This is a genomic window from Micromonospora sp. CA-259024 (assembly GCF_050936255.1).
GTDB lineage: Bacteria > Actinomycetota > Actinomycetes > Mycobacteriales > Micromonosporaceae > Micromonospora.
The window spans coordinates 2788860-2811137 of record NZ_JBNJND010000002.1; the positions used below are offsets into that span (position 1 = coordinate 2788860).

The 22278-nt window shown below is 71.8% G+C and carries 23 protein-coding genes, 1 tRNA gene and 1 other RNA gene; 18 read left to right on the forward strand and 7 right to left on the reverse strand.

What is annotated here, in order from left to right:
- The first annotated feature begins 71 nt into the window (after nucleotides 1-71).
- From ftsE to ACQEUX_RS32555, 7 genes are all read left to right on the forward strand, one after another.
- Complete coding sequence (gene ftsE, locus ACQEUX_RS32525) at nucleotides 72-752, forward strand: cell division ATP-binding protein FtsE (protein ID WP_030331491.1); 681 nt, start codon at nucleotides 72-74, stop codon at nucleotides 750-752.
- A 67-nt stretch (nucleotides 753-819) separates the two neighbouring features.
- The gene (ftsX, locus tag ACQEUX_RS32530) at nucleotides 820-1695 is read left to right on the forward strand and encodes a permease-like cell division protein FtsX (RefSeq protein WP_433056591.1); all 876 of its coding nucleotides are present in this window, start codon (nucleotides 820-822) and stop codon (nucleotides 1693-1695) included.
- A gap of 150 nt (nucleotides 1696-1845) precedes the next feature.
- Nucleotides 1846-2325, forward strand: coding sequence for an SsrA-binding protein SmpB (gene smpB / locus ACQEUX_RS32535; protein WP_433056593.1), 480 nt, complete (start codon nucleotides 1846-1848; stop codon nucleotides 2323-2325).
- A gap of 104 nt (nucleotides 2326-2429) precedes the next feature.
- Nucleotides 2430-2805, forward strand: a transfer-messenger RNA (tmRNA) gene (ssrA, locus tag ACQEUX_RS32540).
- A 101-nt stretch (nucleotides 2806-2906) separates the two neighbouring features.
- The gene (locus tag ACQEUX_RS32545) at nucleotides 2907-3581 is read left to right on the forward strand and encodes a hypothetical protein (RefSeq protein ID WP_433056595.1); all 675 of its coding nucleotides are present in this window, start codon (nucleotides 2907-2909) and stop codon (nucleotides 3579-3581) included.
- Nucleotides 3582-3711: 130 nt separating this feature from the next.
- A complete protein-coding gene (locus tag ACQEUX_RS32550; RefSeq protein ID WP_433056596.1) occupies nucleotides 3712-4254 on the forward strand; it encodes a hypothetical protein in 543 nt (180 codons plus the stop codon).
- Between the two features lie 45 nt (nucleotides 4255-4299).
- Complete coding sequence (locus ACQEUX_RS32555; protein WP_433056598.1) at nucleotides 4300-5253, forward strand: hypothetical protein; 954 nt, start codon at nucleotides 4300-4302, stop codon at nucleotides 5251-5253.
- A gap of 9 nt (nucleotides 5254-5262) precedes the next feature.
- On the opposite strand, the gene mdlC is transcribed toward ACQEUX_RS32555, so the two are convergent.
- A complete protein-coding gene (mdlC, locus tag ACQEUX_RS32560; RefSeq protein ID WP_433056600.1) occupies nucleotides 5263-6858 on the reverse strand; it encodes a benzoylformate decarboxylase in 1596 nt (531 codons plus the stop codon).
- A gap of 321 nt (nucleotides 6859-7179) precedes the next feature.
- Here mdlC and ACQEUX_RS32565 point away from each other — a divergent pair, with 321 nt between their 5' ends.
- Both ACQEUX_RS32565 and ACQEUX_RS32570 read left to right on the forward strand, forming a co-directional pair.
- A complete protein-coding gene (locus ACQEUX_RS32565) occupies nucleotides 7180-7770 on the forward strand; it encodes a YqgE/AlgH family protein (protein ID WP_433056602.1) in 591 nt (196 codons plus the stop codon).
- 86 nt (nucleotides 7771-7856) lie between these two features.
- A tRNA-Ala gene (locus ACQEUX_RS32570) sits at nucleotides 7857-7929 on the forward strand.
- A gap of 131 nt (nucleotides 7930-8060) precedes the next feature.
- Here the strand turns inward: ACQEUX_RS32570 and ACQEUX_RS32575 are convergent.
- The 4 genes from ACQEUX_RS32575 to ACQEUX_RS32590 all read right to left on the reverse strand — a co-directional run bounded on the left by ACQEUX_RS32575 (nucleotide 8061) and on the right by ACQEUX_RS32590 (nucleotide 10320).
- On the reverse strand, nucleotides 8061-8321 hold the full coding sequence (locus ACQEUX_RS32575; protein ID WP_433056604.1) for a YciI family protein: 261 nt from the start codon (nucleotides 8319-8321) through the stop codon (nucleotides 8061-8063).
- Nucleotides 8322-8486: 165 nt separating this feature from the next.
- On the reverse strand, nucleotides 8487-9338 hold the full coding sequence (locus ACQEUX_RS32580; protein WP_433056606.1) for an SDR family NAD(P)-dependent oxidoreductase: 852 nt from the start codon (nucleotides 9336-9338) through the stop codon (nucleotides 8487-8489).
- A gap of 27 nt (nucleotides 9339-9365) precedes the next feature.
- Complete coding sequence (locus ACQEUX_RS32585; RefSeq protein WP_433056608.1) at nucleotides 9366-10019, reverse strand: TetR family transcriptional regulator; 654 nt, start codon at nucleotides 10017-10019, stop codon at nucleotides 9366-9368.
- 178 nt (nucleotides 10020-10197) lie between these two features.
- Entirely contained in the window at nucleotides 10198-10320 is a 123-nt protein-coding gene (locus ACQEUX_RS32590) for a 50S ribosomal protein L36 (protein WP_030490864.1), read from the reverse strand.
- A 123-nt stretch (nucleotides 10321-10443) separates the two neighbouring features.
- Between ACQEUX_RS32590 and ACQEUX_RS32595 the strand changes: the two genes are divergently transcribed.
- Nucleotides 10444-11373: a lytic polysaccharide monooxygenase auxiliary activity family 9 protein gene (locus ACQEUX_RS32595; RefSeq protein WP_433056610.1), complete on the forward strand. Its 930-nt coding sequence runs from the start codon at nucleotides 10444-10446 to the stop codon at nucleotides 11371-11373.
- A gap of 25 nt (nucleotides 11374-11398) precedes the next feature.
- Here ACQEUX_RS32595 and mgrA read toward each other — a convergent pair whose 3' ends face one another.
- Entirely contained in the window at nucleotides 11399-12394 is a 996-nt protein-coding gene (gene mgrA / locus ACQEUX_RS32600; protein WP_433056612.1) for an L-glyceraldehyde 3-phosphate reductase, read from the reverse strand.
- Nucleotides 12395-12464: 70 nt separating this feature from the next.
- Between mgrA and ACQEUX_RS32605 the strand changes: the two genes are divergently transcribed.
- From ACQEUX_RS32605 to ACQEUX_RS32640, 8 genes are all read left to right on the forward strand, one after another.
- The gene (locus ACQEUX_RS32605) at nucleotides 12465-13445 is read left to right on the forward strand and encodes an aldo/keto reductase (protein WP_433056614.1); all 981 of its coding nucleotides are present in this window, start codon (nucleotides 12465-12467) and stop codon (nucleotides 13443-13445) included.
- Nucleotides 13446-13450: 5 nt separating this feature from the next.
- The gene (locus ACQEUX_RS32610; protein WP_433056616.1) at nucleotides 13451-13948 is read left to right on the forward strand and encodes a hemerythrin domain-containing protein; all 498 of its coding nucleotides are present in this window, start codon (nucleotides 13451-13453) and stop codon (nucleotides 13946-13948) included.
- Nucleotides 13949-14003: 55 nt separating this feature from the next.
- Nucleotides 14004-15248 (forward strand): histidine kinase, encoded by a 1245-nt coding sequence (locus ACQEUX_RS32615; protein WP_433056618.1) that lies wholly within the window; start codon nucleotides 14004-14006, stop codon nucleotides 15246-15248.
- On the forward strand, nucleotides 15245-15895 hold the full coding sequence (locus tag ACQEUX_RS32620; RefSeq protein ID WP_433056620.1) for a response regulator transcription factor: 651 nt from the start codon (nucleotides 15245-15247) through the stop codon (nucleotides 15893-15895). Before ACQEUX_RS32615 ends, ACQEUX_RS32620 begins: the two co-directional genes overlap by 4 nt.
- Nucleotides 15896-15971: 76 nt before the next feature.
- Nucleotides 15972-17048, forward strand: a complete 1077-nt coding sequence (locus ACQEUX_RS32625; RefSeq protein WP_433056622.1) for a hypothetical protein — start codon at nucleotides 15972-15974, stop codon at nucleotides 17046-17048.
- 56 nt (nucleotides 17049-17104) lie between these two features.
- The gene (locus ACQEUX_RS32630) at nucleotides 17105-18565 is read left to right on the forward strand and encodes a magnesium chelatase (protein WP_433056624.1); all 1461 of its coding nucleotides are present in this window, start codon (nucleotides 17105-17107) and stop codon (nucleotides 18563-18565) included.
- Nucleotides 18565-20520 carry a VWA domain-containing protein gene (locus ACQEUX_RS32635; protein ID WP_433057307.1) on the forward strand — a complete coding sequence of 652 codons (1956 nt, stop codon included), beginning with the start codon at nucleotides 18565-18567 and terminating at the stop codon, nucleotides 20518-20520. The genes ACQEUX_RS32630 and ACQEUX_RS32635 overlap by 1 nt, the downstream gene beginning before the upstream one ends.
- 141 nt (nucleotides 20521-20661) lie before the next feature.
- Nucleotides 20662-21126 (forward strand): hypothetical protein, encoded by a 465-nt coding sequence (locus ACQEUX_RS32640; RefSeq protein WP_433056626.1) that lies wholly within the window; start codon nucleotides 20662-20664, stop codon nucleotides 21124-21126.
- Between the two features lie 121 nt (nucleotides 21127-21247).
- Here ACQEUX_RS32640 and ACQEUX_RS32645 read toward each other — a convergent pair whose 3' ends face one another.
- On the reverse strand, nucleotides 21248-22255 hold the full coding sequence (locus tag ACQEUX_RS32645; protein WP_433056628.1) for a GlxA family transcriptional regulator: 1008 nt from the start codon (nucleotides 22253-22255) through the stop codon (nucleotides 21248-21250).
- Nucleotides 22256-22278 lie beyond the last annotated feature (23 nt).

Consider the following 22278-nt stretch of genomic DNA (forward strand, 5'->3'; position numbering starts at 1 on the left):
TCGACGACTCGCGTCGGATCGACGGGGCGTGGGGCTTGGCTCAGTTGTTACACCGCGTAGACTCACCACCCGTGATTCAGCTTGAGCAAGTGACGAAGACGTACCCGAAGGCGTCCCGGCCTTCGCTCGACAACGTGTCCGTCTCGATCGAGAAGGGCGAGTTCGTCTTCTTCATCGGTCCATCCGGCTCCGGCAAGTCCACGATCATCAAGATGCTGCTGCACGAGGTGGCCCCCAACAAGGGTCGCGTCGTCGTCAACGGCAAGGACGTCACGTCGATGCGCTCCTGGAAGCGACCCCACTTCCGGCGCTCGATCGGCTGTGTCTTCCAGGACTTCCGGCTGCTGCCGAACCGCACCGCCTACGAGAACGTGGCGTTCGCTCTCGAGGTGATCGGCAAGACCAAGGCGGTTGCCCGCCGGGTCGTGCCGGAGGTGCTGGAGCTGGTCGGGCTCGGTGGCAAGGAGCACCGCTACCCGCACGAGCTCTCCGGTGGTGAGCAGCAGCGGGTCGCCGTCGCCCGGGCGTTCGTGAACCGTCCGCTGATCCTGCTGGCGGACGAGCCGACCGGAAACCTGGACCCGGACACCTCGATCGAGATCATGCGTCTGCTGGACCGGATCAACCGCACCGGCACGACCGTCGTGATGGTCACCCACGACTCCAACATCGTGAACCAGATGCGTCGCCGCGTCGTCGAGATCGAGAGCGGTCGCATCGTGCGTGACCAGGCCCGCGGCGTCTACGGGTGAGCCGGCTCTCCACCCCTGCGCAGCCTGACGACGAACACTTCATGCCGGAGACCCGGAGGAAATCCCGATGCGCGTGAAATACGTCCTGTCCGAGGTACTGGTCGGACTGTGGCGCAACGTGACCATGTCCATCGCGATGATCATCACGATGGCGGTCTCGCTGACCATGCTCGGCGCCAGCGGTCTCATGTACCGCCAGGTCGACGACATGAAGGACCTCTACTACAAGAACATCGAAGTCTCGATCTTCTTGAACCAGGAGGTGAGCGAGCAGGAGCGCACCGACCTGAACACCAAGTTGGACGGGGACCCCCTGGTGAAGGAGGTCTTGTACGTCAACAAGGACGAGGCGTACAAGCGCTTCAAGGAGATGTACCAGGACGCCCCGGACCTGGTGAACGCGGTCAAGCCGGACCAGCTGCCCGAGTCGTTCCGGCTCAAGCTGAACAACCCGGAGCAGTACAAGGACATCTACGACCAGTACAAGGACACCGCGGGTGTCGACGAGATCGTCGACCAGAGTCGACTGCTCGACAAGATCTTCAACATCCTCACCTCGATCCAGAACATCGCGCTGGCCGCCGCCGTCGTGATGGCGATCGCTGCCCTGCTGCTGGTCGCGAACACCATTCAGGTGGCCGCGTACAGCAAGCGGCGTGAGGTGGCGGTCATGAAGCTGGTCGGCGCGTCCAACTGGTTCATCCAGGCGCCGTTCGTGCTGGAGGCCGTGGTGGCCGGCCTGATCGGCTCACTGCTCGGCCTGGTCGCCCTGGTCGCGGCGAAGTACCTGCTCTTCGACGGTTCGTTGAGCGCCCTGCAGGGTCTGCTCTCGCCGATCACCTGGGGCGACATCCTGGTCGTCTTCCCGTTGATGGCTGGCGTCGGTGGTCTGGTCAGCGCGGGCACGGCCTGGATCACCCTGCGCTTCTACCTGCGGGTCTAGGCGCCGTACGGGTCGTCCCGTCGTCTCCCGGGGACCCTCCCGCTGCCGGAAATAAACGGCGCGGGAGGGTCCTTGTCATTCGGGTAGCATGATCGGTTGTCCGGCCGGGGTGAGCCCGGCCACGGACGTTCGCGAGAGGGGGTGGCGCCGATGCCACGGGAAAAGGGGCGCAAGGTGGTCGCCTCCAACAAGAAGGCGCGCCACGACTACGCGATCCTCGACACGTACGAGGCGGGCATGGCGCTGACCGGCACCGAGGTCAAGTCGCTGCGGGCCGGGCGAGCGTCGCTGGTCGACGCGTTCGCCCAGGAGCGCGACGGCGAGTTGTACCTGCACGCCATGCACATCCCGGAATACACCCAGGGCACCTGGACCAACCACGAGCCCCGGCGTACCCGCAAGCTGTTGCTCAACCGGGGTGAGATCGACAGGTTGGTCGGCAAGACCCGCGAGGGCGGTCTGACGATCGTCCCGCTGCAGGTCTACTTCGCCGACGGCTGGGCCAAGGTCGAGATTGCCCTGGCCAAGGGTAAGAAGTCGTACGACAAGCGTCAGGACCTCGCGAAGCGGGACGCGGACCGGGAGATTGCCCGGGTGTCCGGTCGACGCGGCAAGGGCATGGACGACTAATTCATCCCGTTTGTCCGGGTCGGCGCGCCGGGCCGGGGCTCGGGATGAAAGCTGTTGCGCCAGGCGTTAGGCTTGTCAGTGCCACCACATCGGTGGCCTGTCGAGGGGGTGACTGGTTTCGACTTCGTACGCAGCGACAGGGGAAGCGAGCCGAGGAAGCCGACGTCGTCTCGAGAATCGGTCGTCGGAAACTTATAAGCGCCAAGAACAATCGCGCTGACTTCGCTCTCGCCGCCTGAGGCGAGTAGCTAAGTCTGTCGGCCTGGGAACGCCTTCGTCCCAGTAGCCGGCATCAGCTAGGAGGCTGGCCAATCGGACCCGGTCGCGGGGTCCGTGCGGCGAGATTAATCAGCGACTGGGCCCGTCACACCAACTTGCTCGCGTGAGCGGTGGGGCCGAGTAGAGGCACAGCGAGCTGCGCTCGGAGAAGCCCTGACAAACCGGCGAAGGACCCGGGTTCGATTCCCGGCACCTCCACCACCTCGAACGAAGCGCCCCGGCCCACTAGCCGGGGCGCTTTGTTGTGTCGGCGTCTGGTGCGACGACAGGGCTGCCGGCCCGGCTCGCCTACGCTGCCCCCTGTGACCAAGCAGGAGCTGCGCCTGTCCGTCGGCGCGTCACCCGGCCAGCGCACGGTCGCGGTGGTGACCGGCGTCCTCGTCGGGGCCGTTGGTGTGGCGTCCGTGGCGCTGCCCCTGATCGCCGGCGGGCTGTTGCGGCGACTGACCGGCCCGGGTGACACGTTCGCCTCCTATGAGGAAGCTCGCGACCTGCCGCCGGGACTGCTGCCGCCAGGGCTGCGGGACGCCGGTGGCGGGGATCAGGCCGGCCCTGGTCCGTTCATCGGGTTGTGTGGCCTGCCATTCGTCCTGCTCGGTGTCTACCTCGTGCTGCGGGTGCTCCGCACGGCCGCATGGCTGGACGGCAGCCGGGTGCGGGTACGGGGCGCGTTCCGAACCCGTACCGTCGACCTCGCCACCGCCCGGATCGACGCCGGCCCGGAGTCCTATCGGGAGGCGGGGGACGACGCCTCGGCGGGTGGACGGCGGGTGCGGACCATCATCGCGACCGACCAGGAGAGCACGAGGCGGGTCACCATCCCGCTGCGCGGCATGGGCCTGGACAGCCTGCCCCCGTCCGAACTGCGCGCGCTCGCCGACGCGATGACGACAGGTCGAGTCGACGGGCGGGACGGCGACGCGCGCGCCGTCGCCGCCCACCTGCACCACCTGGCGGAGCACCCGTCGAGCGGCTGAGCCGGACCAGTGGTGCCGGCGGGGTCAATGGGGCCAATGGGGCAGATGAGGCTGGCCCGGGGCCTGGACAGGGCAGGCCGGGCAGGCTCACCATCGCGGTATGGGGTAGTAGCGCAGCGCGGGAGGTGCCATGGTCACCGGACCGGTCCAGCAGCCGTCACTCGTCGCCCGGCCATCCGCCGCGCACCCGCACCCGGAGGGGCTCCCCGCCGATCCGTACCCCACCAGGCGGCCCGCCGAGGCGTACCCGGTCGGGCTGCCCGGTGAGCCGCGCCCGGCGGGGCTCGCCGGTGACGTGCACGCGTTCGGCCGGGCCGTGGCCGTCGCCACCACCGAGCCGCGCTGGCGCGAAGAGGTCCTGTTCCGGCTCCGTCCGGTGGGACAGGCCTTCGCCGAGCACGTCCGGGTCACCGAGGGCCCCACCGGCCTCTACCGGGAGTTGCTCAGCCAGTCGCCACGGCTGGACCACGGGGTGCGGCTGCTGACCCGGGAGCACGCCGCGATCGTCGCCGCGATCCTGGCTGTTCAGCAGATCGCCGAGCAGCCCGGGGCGCACCCCGACGAGGTGCGGCACCGGGCCGGGCGCCTGCTGCGGAGGTTGGCCCGTCATCGGCGGCGCGGCGCCGACCTGCTCTGGGAGGCGTACCAGACGGATCTGGGTGGCGAGACCTGACCCGGGCAGGGGAACCGGGAGGTCGACAGCCGCGTCGGACCGTACATGCGTCGACCGGTCCTGCTGCTCGTGCTCCCGCTGCTGCTCGTGGTGGGCTGTGCCTCCAACGGTGTTGATCCGGCCGGCGGGCCCAGTAACCCGCCGGGCCGCACGGAGGCGTTCGACCAGCGGGCGGCCGAGGTCGCCGGGGCGTGGCAGCCCGGCCCCGACTGGCGTGCGGGCTACGTCCCGCTGGAGGGGCCGACCGTGCTCACCGGCGACCCGCGCTTCACCCCCGACACCGAGGCGGCGTTCCGAGCCGGCTGGTACCGCGAGCAGGTCCCGATTCCGCCCACCCGGGTAGGTGGCGAGATCCGGTTCCCGGACGGCCGGCTCACACTGCCGTTGGTCAGCGCGGCAGAGGCGTACCGGCAGCTCGACCAGGGCGATCCGCTGCCCTGTCCGGGGCGGCCGAAGCGGCCCGGCCTGCCGACCCCGGGCGGCCCCACCGTCGAACCTGGACCGGATGGCTGGGCCACCAGCGCGACCCAGACCGCCTGCCTCGCGCTCACCGTTACCGGGGTCACGTTCGGCACCGTGCCGGTCCGCACCAGCCGGGGTGCGGCGCAGGTCCCGGCCTGGCTGTTCACCATCAAGGAGCTGGCCACCCCGGTGGCCCGGCTCGCCGTCGCGCCGACGGCGGTCACGCCGGTTCCCGAGCCCACCGCGCCGGCCCGGCCGCTGCCGGACGGGTTGGTGGCCGCCCAGGACCTCGCGACGGTCGACGGCGCCCGGTTGACCGTCCGGCTCGGCGTCGGTGCCTGCGACACCGGGATCGCGCCGCTGGTGTGGGAACGGCCGGACGTCGTGGTGGTGGGTGGCAGCGTCACCCGGGGCACCGGCGTCTGCCCGGACCTGCTCAAGCTGGAGCCGGTCACCGTCACCCTCGCGGCGCCGCTGGGTGCCCGGCCGGTGCTGGACGTCGCCGCCGGCACCCCGCTGTCGATCGCCCCGCGCTGACGGGCCCGGTCAGAGGATGCCGGGGACGTCGGTGCTGATCGGCACCGGCAACACGGTGGGCCGGTCGGCGGCCAGCCCGCCGGCGAGCGCCGCTCCGAGCTGGTCGGGGGTCTCGACCACCTCGGTGGCACAGCCGTAACCGGCCGCGATCGCGACGATGTCCAACCCCGGCAGGTCCAGGCCGGGTACCCCGGGAGTGTCCTTCAGCTCGGCGAACGCCTTGAGGATCGCGTACTGCTGGTTGACCGGGACGACGACCACCACCGGCAGTGACAGGCGTGCGGCGGTCCACAGCGCCTGCACCGAGTAGTGGAATGAGCCGTCGCCGACCACCGCCACCACCGGACGGCCGCGCCCGGCGTCCCGTTCGGCGAGTGCCACCCCGATCGCGGCCGGCAGGCCGTAGCCGAGGCCGCCGCTGGCCATCGTGAAGTACGACGCCGGGCGGGTGATCCGCAGCCGGCGACGCAGCGCGGACAGATTGGACGGTGACTCCTGGACCAGCACGCCGTCCGTCGGCCAGTGCGCGGCCAGCGCGGCGAACAGGGCGTCGGGGCTCAGCGGGGCGGTGACCTCCGGCGGGGCCGGCGCGTCCCGGGGCGCGGGCGGCGGCCGGTCAGCCGAGGGCACCCGCTCGACCAGCGCGGTCAGGGTCAGCCCCGGGTCGCCGAGCAGGCTGTCCCCGACCGGGGCGCGCGCGGCCTCGTCGGGGTCGTCCGTGACGTGCAGCAGCCGGGCGCCGTCGGGCAGGTGCTCGCCCGGTACGTACGGGTAGTAGCGGAACACCGGGGCGCCGATGACCAGCACGGTGTCGTGCCCGCGCAGCGCCTCGGCCAGCGGGCCGATCGCATACGGGAGCACCCCGCGAAAGTGTGGGTGGTCCTCCGGGAACACGGCGCGCTCCGGCGCGGGGGCCGACCAGACCGGCGCGGCCAGCCGCTCGGCCAGCGCGATCGCGGCCGACCAGCTGCCGGCGCGGTCCACCCCGGGCCCGTACACCAGCACCGGGTTGCGACTGCCGGCCAGGATCCGGACGAACTCGTCCAGTCGTTGCGGATCCGGTGCGAAACGGGTGGCCACCGAGCGTGGTGCGGGCGGCGGGTCCGCGGGCTGGGCCCAGTCGTCCATCGGCAGGGAGAGGAAGACCGGCCCGGCCGGCGGCTGCACCGCCGTCGCGTACGCCCGCAGCACCGCGCCGGGGATGTCCTGCGCCCGCGCCGGCTCGTAGGCCCACTTGACGTACGGCTGGGGAAGCTCGGTGGGTCGGCGGCTGGTCAGCCGGGGTTCGAGGAGCAGCATCTCTCGGGTCTGCTGACCGGCGCTGACGATCAGCGGGGTCTTGTTGTGCCAGGCGGTGACCAGGTTGCCCATGCCGTTTCCGGCACCCGGGGCGGTGTGCAGGTTGACGTGGGCCGGTGTCCCGCTGGCCTGGGCGTAGCCGTCGGCCATCGCGACCGCCGTGGCCTCGTGCAGCGCGTGGACGTAGTGGAAGTCGGTGGGGAAGTCCCGCAGGAACGGCTCCTCGGTGGAGCCGGGGTTGCCGAAGACGGTGGTCATGCCGAGGGTGCGGAGCACGTCGTACGTCGCGTCCCGGACCGTTGCCATCGCCACCCGCCTCCGTGTCGCGGGCAGGGACGACCGCGGGTCGCCCTCCCGACCAACCGAATCTATCGGGATGTGACGGACCTTTCGGGCGTTTCCCAGCCGTCGGTGACCCGGATCGGTCGATCACCGGAGGTCCACCTCGGTGTCATCGACTCGCGGTCGCAACTGTCCGATCACCTGCTGGTCAGACCTTAGCCAGCGACCGGGACGCAAGCTATGGTGCCAGGCATGGCGTTGACGGCGCGGTTGATCCCGGTGCACCCTGCGAAGCCAGCGGGTGACGGAGCTCCAGCGCGGGCTCACGGTTGACGGGTGTGTGGGATGCAGGGAGAGGGCCAGGCGATCGGCGGACGAGCGATGGAGTCGATGACCGGGCGGCTGCTGGTCGCGACTCCGGCGCTCAAGGACCCGAACTTCGACCGTACGGTGGTGCTGCTGGTGGCCCACGAACCGGGCGGCGCGCTCGGGGTGGTGCTGAACCGGGCCACCGAGGTGCCGGTCGCCGACGTGCTCGGTGACTGGAGCGACCTGGCCCGCCACCCGGCGGTGCTCTTCGAGGGCGGCCCGGTGCAGCCCGACTCGGCCATCTGCCTGGCCCGGATGCGACACCCGATGCGCCGGCTCAAGGGCTTCCACCAGGTTTCCGGGGCGGTTGGCACGATCGACCTCTCGGTCGACCCGGAGCGACTGCGGGAGAGCATCGGCGGCATCCGCGTCTTCGCCGGCTACTCCGGCTGGGGCAGTGGCCAGTTGGAGCAGGAGATCGCCGACGGCTCCTGGTTCCTGCTGGACGCGCTGCCCGGTGACGCCTTCGTCGATCGGCCCGACGACCTGTGGCCGATGGTGCTGCGCCGGCAGGGCGGAATGATGGCCGCCGTCGCACACTTTCCGCCGGACGTGGCGCTCAACTGACCCGGATCGGCGGGGACCCCGCGAGATGACCACGCCGGCCGGTCTGTGTATAGTTTCCCAGTGCCCGGGCGACCGGGAAACAGCAAGGGGCCGTGGCGCAGCTGGTAGCGCACCACACTGGCAGTGTGGGGGTCAGGGGTTCGAGTCCCCTCGGCTCCACCGATGGCACGCATGTGCTGACCGGTGGTTTTCTCCGATGCTCCCGTCCGTTCCGGGCGGGAGCATCGTCGTGTCGGCTGGTTCCACGGGCGCCCCGGGGTGACCCGCGTGTCACCCCGGGGCGAGCGTGCCTAGCGCACGATCGGTGACCACTCCCGCTGGTTCACGACCGTCACTCCGGGGGTGCGGTAGTACGGGTCCTCGGCGAGGGTCGCGGCCAACGCCTCGGCGTCGGGGACGTCGAAGATCAGAAGGGCGCCGGAGTCGTCGGGGAACGGCCCGGCCATGACCAGCCGGCCCTCCTGGTGCAGGGTCTGGAGGCGCTCCCGGTGCGCGGGCCGGGCGGCGAGCCGGTCGGGTTGGTCACCGAAGGACAACTCCACGATGAACACCAGTTCCTCCTCTTTGGGGCGGTTTCTCGGAGCACCCTAGTCGATCCACTGCGCCACCGCAGGTGCCCGCCCGGTGCTCAGCGATCGACGATGATGCCGAACGCCGCGCTCACCCGGCTCTCCAGTTCGTCGAGGTCGTTGAGGGTTGGGGCGTCGATCAGTGCCTCACGCCTTGACGAGCTCGCTGGGCGCGACGGGGGTTCGGCCGAGCCGCTCGGCGATGCTGACCACCATGCGGCGTGGCAGTAGTCGGGGCAACTGGGCGGTCAGGAAATTGCGCCAGCCGGTGACGATCGTCGGACGCTCGCCCTCCAACGCCGTCAAGGCCTGGGCGACGACCTCCTCGGCGGTCTGGGCCGATCCTGTGTTGGCCTGCGGGCCGCTGGCCTCGAAGAACTCGGTGATGGTCCGGCCGGGGCAGACCGCGAGCACCCGTACGCCGCTGTCACGGTTTTCCGCCCAGAGCGCCTCGGACAGCGACAGGACGAACGCCTTGGCCGCCCCGTACGCCGTGTGATACGGCGTCGGCAGGAACGACACGCTGGACGCCATGTTGATGATGGCCCCCCGCCGTTGCCGGATGACGGGCAGCAGCGCGTGAGCCAGCTCGGCGACCGCCATCACGTTGACGTTGATCAGTTCGCGCAGCCGTTCGGGATCGGCCTCGTCGAATCTGCCGTGCGGCAGGCCGAGCCCGGCGTTGTTGACGAGCAGGTCGACCGGGATGCCGTCGGCTGCCAGGGAGTTGGCCAGTTCGGCGGCTGCGCCGGGCCGGCCCAGGTCCGCGGTGCGGATATGGACTCGTACCCCGGTGGGCGACAGTTCGTCCGCGAGAGCCTGCAAACGATCGGTGCGGCGGGCGACGACGACCAGGTCGGCGCCGCGGGCGGCGAGCGCACGGGCGAAGGCCGCGCCGATGCCGGACGACGCACCGGTGACCACGGCGGTACGGCCCCGCAGGGCCTTGGGGTCAAGCCGGGCTGGCGAGGGGCCGGTGCTCGATGGGGAAATGGACATCAATGGCTCCTGTTGCCGACGGTGTTGCTAGCGGTTGATGGAGATCGCGGTGGCCTCGGCCGTCGCGTGTTGAACGGGAAGCGGGCGGTCGGGCTCGGGGCGCAACGCCCCCGCGATCCCGGTGGTGAGTAGCTGCAACACGTGCGGCAGTCGCCGCAGCTCATCCGTCCCGGTCAGCGCCTCGCGTAGGCCGCAGATCGTGGCGAGCAGCCCGGCAGCCGCGTCGCGCACGCGCGTCGGGTCGGCGTCCGGGTGGTCGCCTGCGATGACCTCGACCAGCAGCGCAAGCCAATCGTCCCAGTGGCCGCGGACCCGCTCGGCAACCCCGGGCACCGCTTGCAGATCGGCACAGAGCGTGAACGCCGCCCACAGGCCCGGCTCGGCGACCAGCTCGGCGACGCCCTCCATCGCCGAGGCCAGGCGTGCTCCCGGTGGTGCTGCGGACACCCGCAGGCGCAAGGTGCGTGCCCAGGTGTCGTGGGCGTCGGCCAGAACCGCCAGCGCCGCCTCCTCTTTGGAGGAGAAGTGGAAGTAGAAGGCGCCTTTGGTCAGGCCGCTGGCGGAGACGAGGTCGGCCATGCGGGCGCCGCGGTACCCATGGGTGGCGAAGACCTCGGCGGCGACCTTGACCAGGTGCGCCTGGGTGCGTTGCCCTTTGCGGGGGGTGGGAGCTTCGGTCACCTCAAAAACATACCGACCGGTCGGTATTTTCGGCAGTGGTTCTCGTCACGGTCGCCTCACTCGCCGCCGCCTGACCGCAGTGGGGTCGGTCCTGGTAGGAGACGGACACACGAAAACGCCCTGACCCGAGTGATCCCGGTCAGGGCGTTTGTCGACTGTATGTCCGTTGAGGGCTTGATCAGCCCTGGCGGCTCTTCCACTGCGGGTTGGCGCGGTTCACCACGACCACCCGGCCGCGACGGCGGACCACCACCGAACCCGGCTTCTGCTTCAGTGCACGCAACGAGCTACGTACCTTCATGTCTGCCTCCTCGGTGCAAGCGGTTCCGAGTATCGAAACGCTCCGCCCACCCGTCGGATTCCCGCCGGTCGTCGTCGAACCTTTGTCCCCTGCTGGCCGTACCAGTGGGCGGAGGTCACCTTCATGCCCGTACGCCGGTTCCTCGCCACGGTGCTGCTCGCTGCCACGACCGTGCCCCTGGCAGCCGCGCCCGCCGCCGCCCACGGCGCCCCGACCAACCCGGTCAGTCGGGCGGCGGCCTGCGGGCCCGAGGGTCGGTACGCGGCCACCAGCGCCTGCCGGGCGGCCGTCCAGGCCGGCGCGGCGGTACGCGAGTGGGACAACGTCCGGGTGGCCGCGATCAACGGCCGGGACCGGGAGCGGATCCCGGACGGTGAGCTGTGCAGCGGCGGCCTGTCCGCATACCGGGGCCTGGACCTGCCCCGCACGGACTGGCCGGCCACCGACCTGACCGCAGGCGCCACGTTCACCTTCCGGTACCGGACCACCATCGAGCACCGGGGCACCTTCCGGCTCTACGTCACCCGGCCCGGGTACGACCCCACGGCGTCGCTGACCTGGGCTGACCTGGAAACGCGCCCGTTTCTGACGATGACCGACCCGCCGGTCCGGTCCGGGGCGTACCAGTTGCCGGGTCGACTGCCGGTGGGCCGTGAGGGCCGCCACCTCATCTACACGATCTGGCAGAACTCCAACACCCCGGACACCTATTACTCCTGCTCGGACGTGGTGTTCCGCTCGGCGCGGGGCGGCACGGCGACGGCCATCCCGTCCCGGGCCGCCGTGACGAAGAGCGCGTCGGTTGCTCCGCGTACCCCCGCGAGTGGGCCGGCCACCACCGGCCCGGCGGTGGCGGCGGCGGCCGATCCGGGCGTGCCGGTGGCGTCGGTGACCAACCTCGACGGTCGGTGGCCGGTGCTGGCCGGCGTCGCCACCGTGCTGGTCCTGGTGTTGCTGATCGGCGCGGGCCGGCGGCGGCGCGGCGCCGCCGCGCCGGTGGGCCGGCAGTGCGAGGTACGCAACCACCGGGCCGGGCGGCGCCGGATCTGGTGACCCGGGCCGCCGGCTCGGTCGGGCCTCAGCCCAGGTGCCGGTCGATCTCGGCCAACTCTTCGGCGCTGAAGTCGAGGTTGTCGAGCGCGGCGATGTTCGTCTCCAACTGCTCGACGCTGCTCGCGCCGATGATCAGGCTGGTCATCCGCGGGTCGCGCAGGGCCCAGGCTAGGGCGAGCTGGGCCAGCGACTGGCCACGCCGCCCGGCGACCGCACCGAGACCCCGGATGGTGGCCATCTTCTCGTCGCTGAGGTCGCTCTCGTTGAGGAAGACGCTGGTGCGGACGCGCGAGTCGGCCGGGATGCCGCCCAGGTAGCGGTCGGTCAGCAGGCCCTGGGCCAGCGGGCTGTACGCGATGCAACCCGCGCCGACCTGCTCCAGCGTGTCGAGCAGGCCGTCGGCCTCCGTCCAGCGGTTGAGCATCGAGTACGACGGCTGGTTGATCAGCAGCGGCGTACCCAGGTCGCGCAGGATCGCGGCGGCCCGTGCGGACTGCTCCGAGTTGTAGTTCGAGATGCCGACGTAGAGCGCCTTGCCGGAGCGGACGATGGCGTCCAACGCGCCCATCGTCTCCTCCAGCGGGGTGTCCGGGTCGAACCGGTGCGAGTAGAAGATGTCGACGTAGTCCAGCCCCATCCGACCCAGCGACTGGTCCAGCGAGGAGATCAGGTTCTTGCGCGAGCCCCATTCGCCGTACGGGCCGGGCCACATCAGGTAACCGGCCTTGCTGGAGATCACCAGCTCGTCCCGGTACGGCTTCAGGTCGGTGGCGAGCATCCGGCCGAAGTTCTCCTCCGCCGAACCGGGTGGCGGGCCGTAGTTGTTGGCCAGGTCGAAGTGGGTGACACCCAGGTCGAAGGCGCGTCGGACGATGTCGCGCTGCCGTTCGAACGGGCGATCGGGGCCGAAGTTGTGCCACAGCCCGAGGGAGACGGCGGGCAGCCGCAGGCCACTGCGCCCGCTGCGCCGGTAGGTCATGGTGTCGTAGCGGTCATCCGCGGCGAGATAGGTCACGATCATGAGCCTAACTCCGGGCTCGGGTGGGCGGGATCGGGCGTACGAACCCGGACATCGGGGTAGCTTCGACGCCATGCGTTTCATTGCGCTCGACACACCCAAACCACTCTCCAAGATTGGGCTGGGCACCTGGCAGTTCGGCTCCCGGGAATGGGGCTACGGCCCGGAGTTCGAGCAGCAGGCAGCGCAGATCGTCCGGCGGGCCGTGGAACTGGGCGTGACGGTCTTCGACAGCGCGGAGATCTACGGCTTCGGCCGCAGCGAACGGATTCTCGGCGCGGCCCTCGGCGACGACCGGCCCACGGTGGTGGTCGCCACCAAGATCCTTCCGGTGCTGCCGGTGGCCGCGGTGGTGCAGCAACGGGCGGTCGCCTCCGCGGCCCGGCTCGGCGTCACCAGCATCGACCTCTACCAGGTGCACCAGCCCAACCCGCTCGTCGCCGACCACACCACCATGCGCGGCATGCGGGTCCTGCAGGACATCGGGCTGGTCGGCGAGGTCGGAGTGAGCAACTACGGGCTGCGCCGCTGGCAGGTCGCCGAGGCCGCGCTCGGCCGGCGGGTGCTCAGCAATCAGGTCCGCTACAGCATGCTGGACCGCGCACCCGAGCAGGACCTGCTGCCGTACGCGCGGCAGGCCGGCCGTGTGGTCATCGCGTACAGCCCGCTGGCGCAGGGCTTCCTCTCCGGCCGCTACGACGCGAAGAACCCGCCCAGTGGCGCGGTCCGGCGCGCCAACCCGTACTTCCTGCCGGAGAACCTGGAGCGGGGCGCCATCCTCATCGACACGCTGCGCCAGGTCGCCGACGCCCACGACGCCACCCCCAGTCAGATCGCGCTGGCCTACCTGCTGCGCCACCCGAACGTGCTCGCCATCCCCGGTGCGTCCGGTGTGGAGCAGATGGAGCGCAACGCCGCCGCCGCGGACATCGACCTCGCCGACGACGAGTACGTCGCGCTGGCCGAGGCCGCGAAACGCTTCCGCCCAGTCACCGGACTCGCCGCGATGCCCGCGATGGTGCGCGCCCGGATCGCCCGCCCAACCGGAAAGTGAGCACAATGGACGACATCACCGCACTGATCCTGGACGACCACGCCACCTTCCGGCGCGGCTTCGCCCGCCTCGACGACGCCCGCGACGAGCAGGAACTGCTCGCCGTCTGGGAAGCTCTCGCCCTGCACCTGGACATCCACGCCGAGGCGGAGGAGGCGATCCTCTACCCGCACCTGGTCAAACACGGCGACGACGGCGAGGACGAGACCGCCGACGCGATCGGCGACCACAACAAGATCCGGGACGCCATCGCTGAGTCGAAGCTGCACCCCGTCGGCTCGGAACGCTGGTGGGCGGCGGTCGGCACGGCCCGCCGGGAGAACAGCGAGCACCTGGCCGAGGAGGAGGACGAGGCGCTGCCCGACTTCCGCCGGCACGCCAGCACCGAACTCCGCGCCGAGCTGGGCCACCGCTGGCTCACCTTCTACGGCGAGCACAAGAACGGCCGCAACCTTCCGTTCCGCGACAAGGACCCGCAGCGGTACGTCGCCGACCACCGCTGAGATCTCCCCGGCACGGGGGAGTCGCCGAGACCGGTCGCGACAGCAGAATGACGAGGTGACCCTCCGAGCGGCCCTGGCCCCGCTGGTCGCCGGCACCACCTGGCGGCGCGGCGTGTTCCTGCTGCTCGGCGGCGTGCTGGCGCTGCCGTACGGGGTCCTCGCGGTGACCTTCGCCCAACTGCTCGCCGACTCCGCGATCCCCCGCCCGCTGGTGTACGCCCTGCTGGTCATCGCGGTGCTGATCGCCGTGGTGCCGCTGCTGCTCGACGGCAGCCGCGCACTGGAGATCGCCGCCGTACGGGCTCTGCTCGGTGTCGACCTGCCCGAACCCGCGCCGGGGCACCACGGCGACCGGGAGACCCGGCTGCGTAGCGCGCTCTGGATCGCCACGCACCTCATCGTGGGCGGGCTGGTGATGCTCGCGCTGTTCAGCACCCTGCCGATGGCGCTGACGTTCATCGCCCAGCAGTTCGGCATCGGCGCCGAGCTGACCAGCCGGGAACGGTTCGGGCCGCTGGACGGGCGGGACAGCGGCTGGCTGACCCTGACCGGGGTGGCCCTGCTGGTCGGCCTCGGCTACGCCGTCGCCGGGCTCGGCGCGCTCGCCGTGTCGATGGCGCCGGTGCTGCTCGGCCCCGCGCAGGCGGAGCGGATCGCCGCGCTGGAGGCGCGTGCCACCCGACTCGCCGAACGCAACCGGCTGGCCCGGGAACTACACGACTCGGTCGGCCACGCGCTGACCGTGGCCACCCTCCAGGCCGGGGCCGCCCGCGAGGTGCTCGACACCGACCCGGAGTTCGTCCGGCGGGCGCTCACCGCCATCGAGGAGGCCGGGCGGACCGCGATGGACGAACTGGACCACGTGCTCGGGCTGCTCCGGGAGACCGGCAGCGGCCGTCCTCCGGTGGCGCCGCAGCGTACCCTCACCGACCTGGACCGGCTGGTCACCGACGCTCGCGCGACCGGGCTGGCGGTGCACGCGCACCGCGTCGGCGACCCGGCGCGGGTGCCGCCGGCGGTCTCCCGCGAGGGTTACCGGATCGTCCAGGAAGGGCTGACCAACGCCGCCCGGTACGGCCACGGGCCGGTGACGCTGCGGCTGGACCTGCACCCGGACGCGCTGGAGCTGGAGGTGGCCAACGCGGTGCGCCGCGCTGGCCGCGCCGACCCGGGCCGGGCCGGCCGTGGCCTGGACGGGATGCGGGAGCGGGTGCTGCTGCTCGGCGGCCGGCTCACCGTGGGCCCGGACGGCGACCGCTGGCTGATCCGGGCCCGCCTGCCGTACGAGGGGACGCCATGACCACCGGCGTGCTCATCGTCGACGACGACGAGCTGATCCGGATCGGGCTGCGGGCCATCATCGACGCCCAACCCGACCTGTGCGTGCTCGCCGAGGCCGCCGACGGGGCCGAGGTGCCGCCGCTGGTCGCCCGGCACCGGCCCGACGTGGTGCTGATGGACGTGCGGATGCCCGGCATCGACGGCATCCAGGCCACCCGGCACCTGCTCGCCACCTCCGCCGACCCGCCCCGGGTGCTGGTGGTCACCACCTTCGCCAACGACGAGTACGTCTACGAGGCGCTGCGCGCCGGCGCTGCCGGGTTCCTGCTCAAACGGGCGCGGCCGGCCGAGGTGGTCGAGGCCGTCCGGGTGGTCGCCGCCGGGGAGTCGCTGCTCTTCCCGGCCGCGATCCGCCGACTGGCCGGGGCGTACGGGCCGACGGGTGGGGACCGGCTGGCCGCCGCCCGGCTCACCGAGCGGGAGGCCGAGGTGCTGCGCTTGATGACCACCGGCCGGTCCAACCCGGAGATCGCCGCGCACCTGGTGGTCGGGGTGGAGACGGTCAAGACGCACGTCGGCAACGTGCTGGCCAAACTGGGCGTACGCGATCGGACCCAGGCGGTCATCGCCGCCTACGAGTCCGGCTTCGTCACCCCGTCCGGCTGAGCCCTCCCGCTGTGGGGGGAGCGGGTTCACCGCTGCCCGGGAGGGGTTCGGCCGACCGCCGGCCGAGGCTGGAAGCATGACGACGATCACTGTCTCCCGGCCCCGCCCCGACTCCCGATGGCCCGACCGGCTGGCCCCGTTGGCCGCCGGCTGGCTCGGCCTGTGGGGCGTGCTCGCCCTGCTCGGCACGCTCACCGGCACCGGCTACCCGTTCGGCGCGAACGACCACCACGGCGGCGACGTCAACCTGCTGCGCCTGGTACCGGTGGAGGTGGCCACCCCGCTCTTCGCCGGGGTGCTGCTGACCGCCGCGGTGGCGGCGCTGGCGATGAGCCGTCCGGCCGTGCGCCCGCCCGGCCCGCTGCGGGCGCTGCTCGCCGGCTACGCGTGGACAGTCGCGGTCGTGCTCGCCGTGGTCGTTCCGGACGCCCGGATGTTGGTCATGCTCGGCTACCTGCCGATACTGATCGTCGGGGCACCGTTCGGCTGGCCGCCGGTCGACTACTCCGACCTCTTCAACTGGGCGCTGTTCGCCCGGTTCGCCGCGCTGGCCGGCGGGCTGCTGCTGGCCGGGGCGGTGCTCGCCTGGCAGCGCCGTACCGCCGGGGCCTGCGTCGGCTGTGGCCGCGGCGACACCGACCGGGGTTGGACCACCCCGGCCGCCGCCGCGCGCTGGGGTCGCTGGGCCGCCGGCATCGCCGCGGCCATCCCGCTGGCGTACGCGTCGACCCGGTTCGCCTGGGCGGCCGGCATCCCGCTGGGCATCTCCCGGGAGTTCCTCACCGAGATGCAGGACACCGGGCTGGTGTGGGCCGGGTTCGGGCTGGGCGCGTTCGCCACCGTCGGCGCGATCCTCACCCTCGGCCTGGTGCAGCGGTGGGGCGAGCGGTTCCCGCGCTGGATGCTCGGGCTGGCCGGTCGCCGGGTTCCGGTGAAGCTGGCCGTGGTGCCGGCCACCCTGGTCGCCATCGCGGTGACCGCGGCCACCCTGGGGCTGCTCAGCAACGCCAGGTTCTGGGAACTCACCGGCGGATTCAGCCTGACCGGGGCGCCGATGCTGCTCTGGCCGATCTGGGGCGTGGCGCTCGGCGCGGCGACCTACGCGTACCACCTGCGCCGCCGCGGGGCCTGCCGGCGCTGCGGACGGGGCTGAGGGTGGGAGTGGGGGTGCCCCCCGATCCCGGGGCGCCCCTGCGAATGTGAGCTAGCGTGGGTCGGGTGACTGCGCCTACCCCGGTAATTCCGGTTCCACCGGCCGACCTGCCCGGCACGCTCGGCGCGCTTCGGGCGGCCGGTCACCAGTACCGCACCGTCAAGCAGGAACTCCGCGACAATCTCCTGGCCCGGATGCGGGCCGGTCAGGCCCGTTTTCCCGGCATCGTCGGCTACGACGACAGCGTGCTGCCCGAGGTCGAGCGGGCCCTGCTCGCCGGGCACGACATGGTGCTGCTCGGCGAGCGTGGCCAGGGCAAGACCCGACTGATCCGCTCGTTGGGCGCGTTGCTCGACGAGTGGACCCCGGTCATCCCCGGCTCGGTGCTCAACGAGCACCCGATGCACCCACTCACCCCGGCGTCCCGTGGCCAGGTGGCCGAGGCCGGCGACGACCAGCCGGTCGGCTGGCTGCACCGCTCGATGCGCTACGGCGAGAAGCTCGCCACCCCGGACACCAGCGTCGGCGACCTGATCGGTGACGTCGACCCGATCCGGATCGCCCAGGGTCGCACCCTCGGCGACCCGGAGACCATTCACTTCGGGTTGGTGCCCCGCACCAACCGGGGCATCTTCGCTGTCAACGAGCTGCCCGACCTGGCCGAGCGCATCCAGGTGGCCCTGCTCAACGTGCTCGAGGAGCGGGACATCCAGGTACGCGGCTACCAACTGCGGCTCCCGCTGGATCTGCTCCTGGTGGCCAGCGCCAACCCGGAGGACTACACGAACCGGGGCCGGATCATCACCCCGCTCAAGGACCGGTTCGGTGCGGAGATCCGTACCCACTACCCGGTCGACCTGGAGTTGGAGCTGGCGCTGATCCGGCAGGAGGCCGACCTGGTCGCCGAGGTGCCGGAACACGTGCTGGAGGTTCTGGCCCGGTTCGCCCGCGCGGTGCGGGAGTCGCCGTCAGTGGACCCCCGCTCCGGTGTTTCCGCCCGGTTCGCCATCGCCGCCGCCGAGACGGTCGCTGGCGCTGCGTTGCGCCGCGCCGGCCTGCTCGCCGCTTCCGGCACCCCGCAGGGACGCCCCGAGGCGGCGGTGGCCCGGGTCGGTGACGCGGTGTCGGTGACCAGCACCCTGCGCGGCAAGGTGGAGTTCGAGAGCGGCGAGGAGGGGCGGGAGATCGAGATCCTCGCCCACCTGCTGCGCACCGCGACCGCCGAGACGTTCCGGGCCCACCTCGCCGGGTTGGATCTGTCCGGCTTCACCGCACTCGTCGACGAGGGCACGACGATCGAGACCGGCGAGCTGGTCGGCGCCGCCGAACTGCTGCGCCAGGTGGGCACCGTGCCCGGGCTGGCGAAGGTCCTCGATCGGCTCGGTCTGGGCGACGCGCCCACCTCGGAGGAGGCGGCGGCAGCCGTCGAGTTCGTGCTGGAGGGGTTGCACCTGACCCGCCGGCTCGGCAAGGACGTCACCGACTCGGGGCGCACCGTCTACGGCGGCCGGGACTGATCGTGGCCGGCAACCGGTTCCGGTACGGGCAGTGGCGCGGCGGGCCCGACCCGCTGGCACCCCCGTACGACGTGCGCGAGGCGGTGGACGCGGTCGGCGCCGAGGTGCTGGCCGGCGGCAGCCTGCGCGAGGCACTACGCGACCTGCTGCGCCGGGGCCCGCAGGGGCGGGGTGGGCTGGACGACCTGGCCGCCCGGGCTCGGCGGCTGCGCCGGGAGGCGCTCCGTCGCGGCAACCTGGACGGCGCCGTGACCAGGGCCCGGGCCCTGCTCGACCAGGCCCTCGCCGCCGAGCGGGACGAGCTGCGCGGCCGTGCTGACGACGACGCGCGGTTCGCCGAGTCGGTACTGGACAACCTGCCCCGGTCCACCGCGCGGGCCGTGGAGGAGTTGGCCGGTTACGAGTGGGCCAGCGCGGACGCCCGCCGGTCGTACCAGCAGATTCTGGATCAGCTCCGCGACGACGTGCTCGGTCAGCGCTTCGCCGGGCTGCGTGACGCCGTGCGCGCGTCCGCCGATCCGGCCGCCCAGCAGCGGCTCGCCGAGATGATGGGCGACCTGAACGACCTGCTGGCCCGGCACGCCCGCGCGGAGGACACCACTGACGCGTTCGCCGAGTTCATGCGCCGACACGGCGATTTCTTTCCGGAGAAGCCGGAGAGCGTCGATGAGCTGATCGACGTGCTGGCCCGCCGTTCCGCGGCCGGTGAGCGGCTGATGAACTCGCTCTCCGACCGGCAGCGCGCCGAGCTGGCCGGTCTGATGCGGCAGTCGCTCGGCGACCGCCTCGCGGGGGAGTTGTCCGCGCTCGACGCGAACCTACGAGCACTGCGACCGGATCTGCGGTGGGGTCGCGGCGAGCGGGTCCGGGGCGAACAGCCGCTGGGCTACGCCGACGCGGCCGGGGCGCTGGGTGAGATCGGCGAGCTGGACGACCTGCTGGACCAGCTCGACCAGGAACACCCCGGGGCGACCCTGGACGACGTGGACGTCGACGCCGTGGCCCGGACGCTGGGCCGGGACGCGGCCGACGACGTTCGCCGTTTGCGCGATCTGGAGCGGGAGCTGCGCCGGCAGGGTTGGGTGAGCCGGGACGCGGAGGGGCTCACGCTGAGCCCGAAGGCGCTGCGCCGGCTCGGCGGGACCGCGTTGCGGCGGGTCTTCGCCGAGCTGACCGCCGGGCCGCGTGGCCAGCACGACCTGCGCTCGGCGGGGGCCGCCGGCGAGGTCAGCGGCGCGTCCCGACCCTGGGAGTACGGCGATGAGCAGCCGTTGGACGTGGTCCGGACGCTGACCCGGGCGGTCAGTCGGGCCGGGCCGAGCGTGCCCGTGCAGCTCTCGGTGGACGACTTCGAGGTGGTGGAGACCGAGAGGCGCGCCTCGGCCGCGGTGGTGCTCTGCGTCGACCTGTCGTACTCGATGATCTCCCAGGGGCGTTGGGGGCCGATGAAGCAGACCGCCCTGGCGCTGGCGCACCTGATGGAGACGCGCTTCCCGCAGGACGCCCTGCAGATCGTGGGCTTCGGTCGGGAGGCGATGACACTTACCCAGCAGGAGCTGGCGGCCGTGGAGCCGGACATGGAACAGGGCACCAACCTCCAGCACGCGCTGCGGTTGGCGGGTCGGCACCTGCGTCGACACCCGGACGCCGAGCCGGTGGTGCTGGTGGTCACCGACGGGGAGCCGACCGCCCACCTGGACCCGGACGACGGGGAGGCACTGTTCCACTGGCCGCCGCTGCCGGAGACGATCGAGGCGACGGTCCGTGAGGTGGACCGGCTCAGCCGCTACGGCGCCACGCTCAACCTGTTCATGCTCGGCGACGACCCGGGTCTGCGCCGCTTCGTCGACGCGGTGGCCCGCCGCAGCCGAGGCCGCATGTTCACACCAGACACCGACGACCTGGGCGAGTACGTCGTCTCCGACTACCTCCGCTCCCGCCAACCCGGCCGCTAACCCGCCCCGCCCCCACCCCCACCTCTGTCCCGTCGATCATGGCGTTGTGGTGGGTGACAAATGCCTCCCGTCCGGGTGAACCGGGCACCACAACTCCATGATCGACGGGGTGGGGCGGGGTGGGGCGGGTTGACTGGGGGGATGGAGAGCGGAGGATTGCGGCGGGCTTACGGCGCGGTGTTGGCGGAGGTTGACGCCGGGGGGTTCGGGCCGGCTCCGGAGGGGCAGCTCAGCGCCGAGCAGATCGTCGCGCATCTGGTCGCCAACGACGAGCTGATGATCCAGGCCACCGAGGCGTTGCTGGCCGGGTCCACGTTCGCCTACTACGACCTGGATGACATCCACCGTCCACAGCTCGACGCACTGGTCGCCGAGCAGGGCGGTCTGCGTGGGCTGACCGCTCTGCTGCACGGAACCAGCGACCGTCTGTGCGGGCTGGTCGACCGGCTCGGCCTCGCAGCGGAGACCCCGGTCGAGACCCATCTGCGCGAGGGCTTCGACCTCATCGTCGACGAGCCGCTGCCCTGGTCCCGCACCCTCGACCTGCACGCTCGGGTCCACCTACCCAAGCACCAGGCCCAACTGAGCCTCCTCCGCACCCCCTAACCCCCTAACCCCCTGACCCCCTGCCCCCTCAACTCCCGCGATCTTGCACTTCCTGCACCGACAAAGCGGGCGTAAGTGGACTAACTGGCGACCGAAAGTGCAAGATCGCGGGGGTGGGGGGTCAGCTTTCGATCAGCTCCGGGCGAGGGTGGAAGGTGCGGCGGTAGGTGGAGGGCGCCACGCCGATGCGCTGGTGGAGTTGTTGGCGCAGGGCGGCAGCGGTGCCAAAGCCGCAGCGGTGGGCGATCTGGTCGACGGTGAGGTCGCTCGTCTCCAGCAGCAGCCGCGCGTGGTCGGTGCGCTGTTGCAGCAGCCACTGGGCCGGGCTCAGACCGGTCTCCGAACGGAACCGCCGGGTGAAGGTACGCACGCTCATCCGCGCCTGCTCGGCCAGGTCGCGCAGGGCGATCGGCTCGTGCAACCGCTGCCGCGCCCACTCCCGGGCAGCCGCGGTGCTGGTGTCGGTGGCCTTGGGCACCGGACGCTCGATGTACTGTGCCTGGCCGCCGTCCCGCCACGGTGGCATCACGCAGCGGCGGGCCGCCCGGTTGGCCACCTCGCTGCCGTGGTCGAGGCGGATGACGTGCAGGCAGAGGTCGATGCCGGCGGCGACTCCGGCCGAGGTGAGCACCCGGTCGTCGGAGATGAAGAGCACGCCCGGGTCGAGGTCCACCTGGCCGTGCAGGCGGCGGAACTGCTCCGCGTACGCCCAGTGGGTGGTCGCCCGACGCCCGTCGAGCAGCCCGGTGGCGGCCAGCACGAACGCCCCGGTGCAGATCGACATGATCCGAGCGCCCCGCTGGTACGCCGCCCGCAGCGCCTCGGCCACCTCCGGCTCGACGGTGCCGGAGGTCAGCGCGCTGCCGGCGTGGACGCCCGGGACGATCACCGTGTCGGCCGTGTCGAGCAGTTCCAGACCATGGTCCGGGACCACCTGGAAGCCGGCGGTGCTGCGAACCGGCTGGCCGCCGGGGGTGCAGACCCGCACGTCGTAGTGGGGCACACCGTCGGCACCCCGGGCGGTGCTGAAGACCTGGGACGGCGTGCCGAGGTCCAGGCCGACCACCTGGTCCAGGGCGAGGACGGCGATGCGGTGCGGGCGTACGGTCATGGCCCGATTATTGCGCATGATGGCTTTCCGGCCACTCGTCG

Coding starts and splice junctions, on each gene's coding strand:
- ftsX (WP_433056591.1), top strand. CDS start 820: ATGCGCGTGAAATACGTCCTGTCCGAGGTACTGGTCGGACTGTGGCGC.
- smpB (WP_433056593.1), top strand. CDS start 1,846: ATGCCACGGGAAAAGGGGCGCAAGGTGGTCGCCTCCAACAAGAAGGCG.
- ACQEUX_RS32550 (WP_433056596.1), top strand. CDS start 3,712: ATGGTCACCGGACCGGTCCAGCAGCCGTCACTCGTCGCCCGGCCATCC.
- ACQEUX_RS32555 (WP_433056598.1), top strand. CDS start 4,300: ATGCGTCGACCGGTCCTGCTGCTCGTGCTCCCGCTGCTGCTCGTGGTG.
- mdlC (WP_433056600.1), bottom strand. CDS start 6,858: ATGGCAACGGTCCGGGACGCGACGTACGACGTGCTCCGCACCCTCGGC.
- ACQEUX_RS32565 (WP_433056602.1), top strand. CDS start 7,180: ATGCAGGGAGAGGGCCAGGCGATCGGCGGACGAGCGATGGAGTCGATG.
- ACQEUX_RS32580 (WP_433056606.1), bottom strand. CDS start 9,338: ATGTCCATTTCCCCATCGAGCACCGGCCCCTCGCCAGCCCGGCTTGAC.
- ACQEUX_RS32590 (WP_030490864.1), bottom strand. CDS start 10,320: ATGAAGGTACGTAGCTCGTTGCGTGCACTGAAGCAGAAGCCGGGTTCG.
- ACQEUX_RS32595 (WP_433056610.1), top strand. CDS start 10,444: ATGCCCGTACGCCGGTTCCTCGCCACGGTGCTGCTCGCTGCCACGACC.
- mgrA (WP_433056612.1), bottom strand. CDS start 12,394: ATGATCGTGACCTATCTCGCCGCGGATGACCGCTACGACACCATGACC.
- ACQEUX_RS32605 (WP_433056614.1), top strand. CDS start 12,465: ATGCGTTTCATTGCGCTCGACACACCCAAACCACTCTCCAAGATTGGG.
- ACQEUX_RS32610 (WP_433056616.1), top strand. CDS start 13,451: ATGGACGACATCACCGCACTGATCCTGGACGACCACGCCACCTTCCGG.
- ACQEUX_RS32620 (WP_433056620.1), top strand. CDS start 15,245: ATGACCACCGGCGTGCTCATCGTCGACGACGACGAGCTGATCCGGATC.
- ACQEUX_RS32625 (WP_433056622.1), top strand. CDS start 15,972: ATGACGACGATCACTGTCTCCCGGCCCCGCCCCGACTCCCGATGGCCC.
- ACQEUX_RS32640 (WP_433056626.1), top strand. CDS start 20,662: ATGGAGAGCGGAGGATTGCGGCGGGCTTACGGCGCGGTGTTGGCGGAG.
- ACQEUX_RS32645 (WP_433056628.1), bottom strand. CDS start 22,255: ATGCGCAATAATCGGGCCATGACCGTACGCCCGCACCGCATCGCCGTC.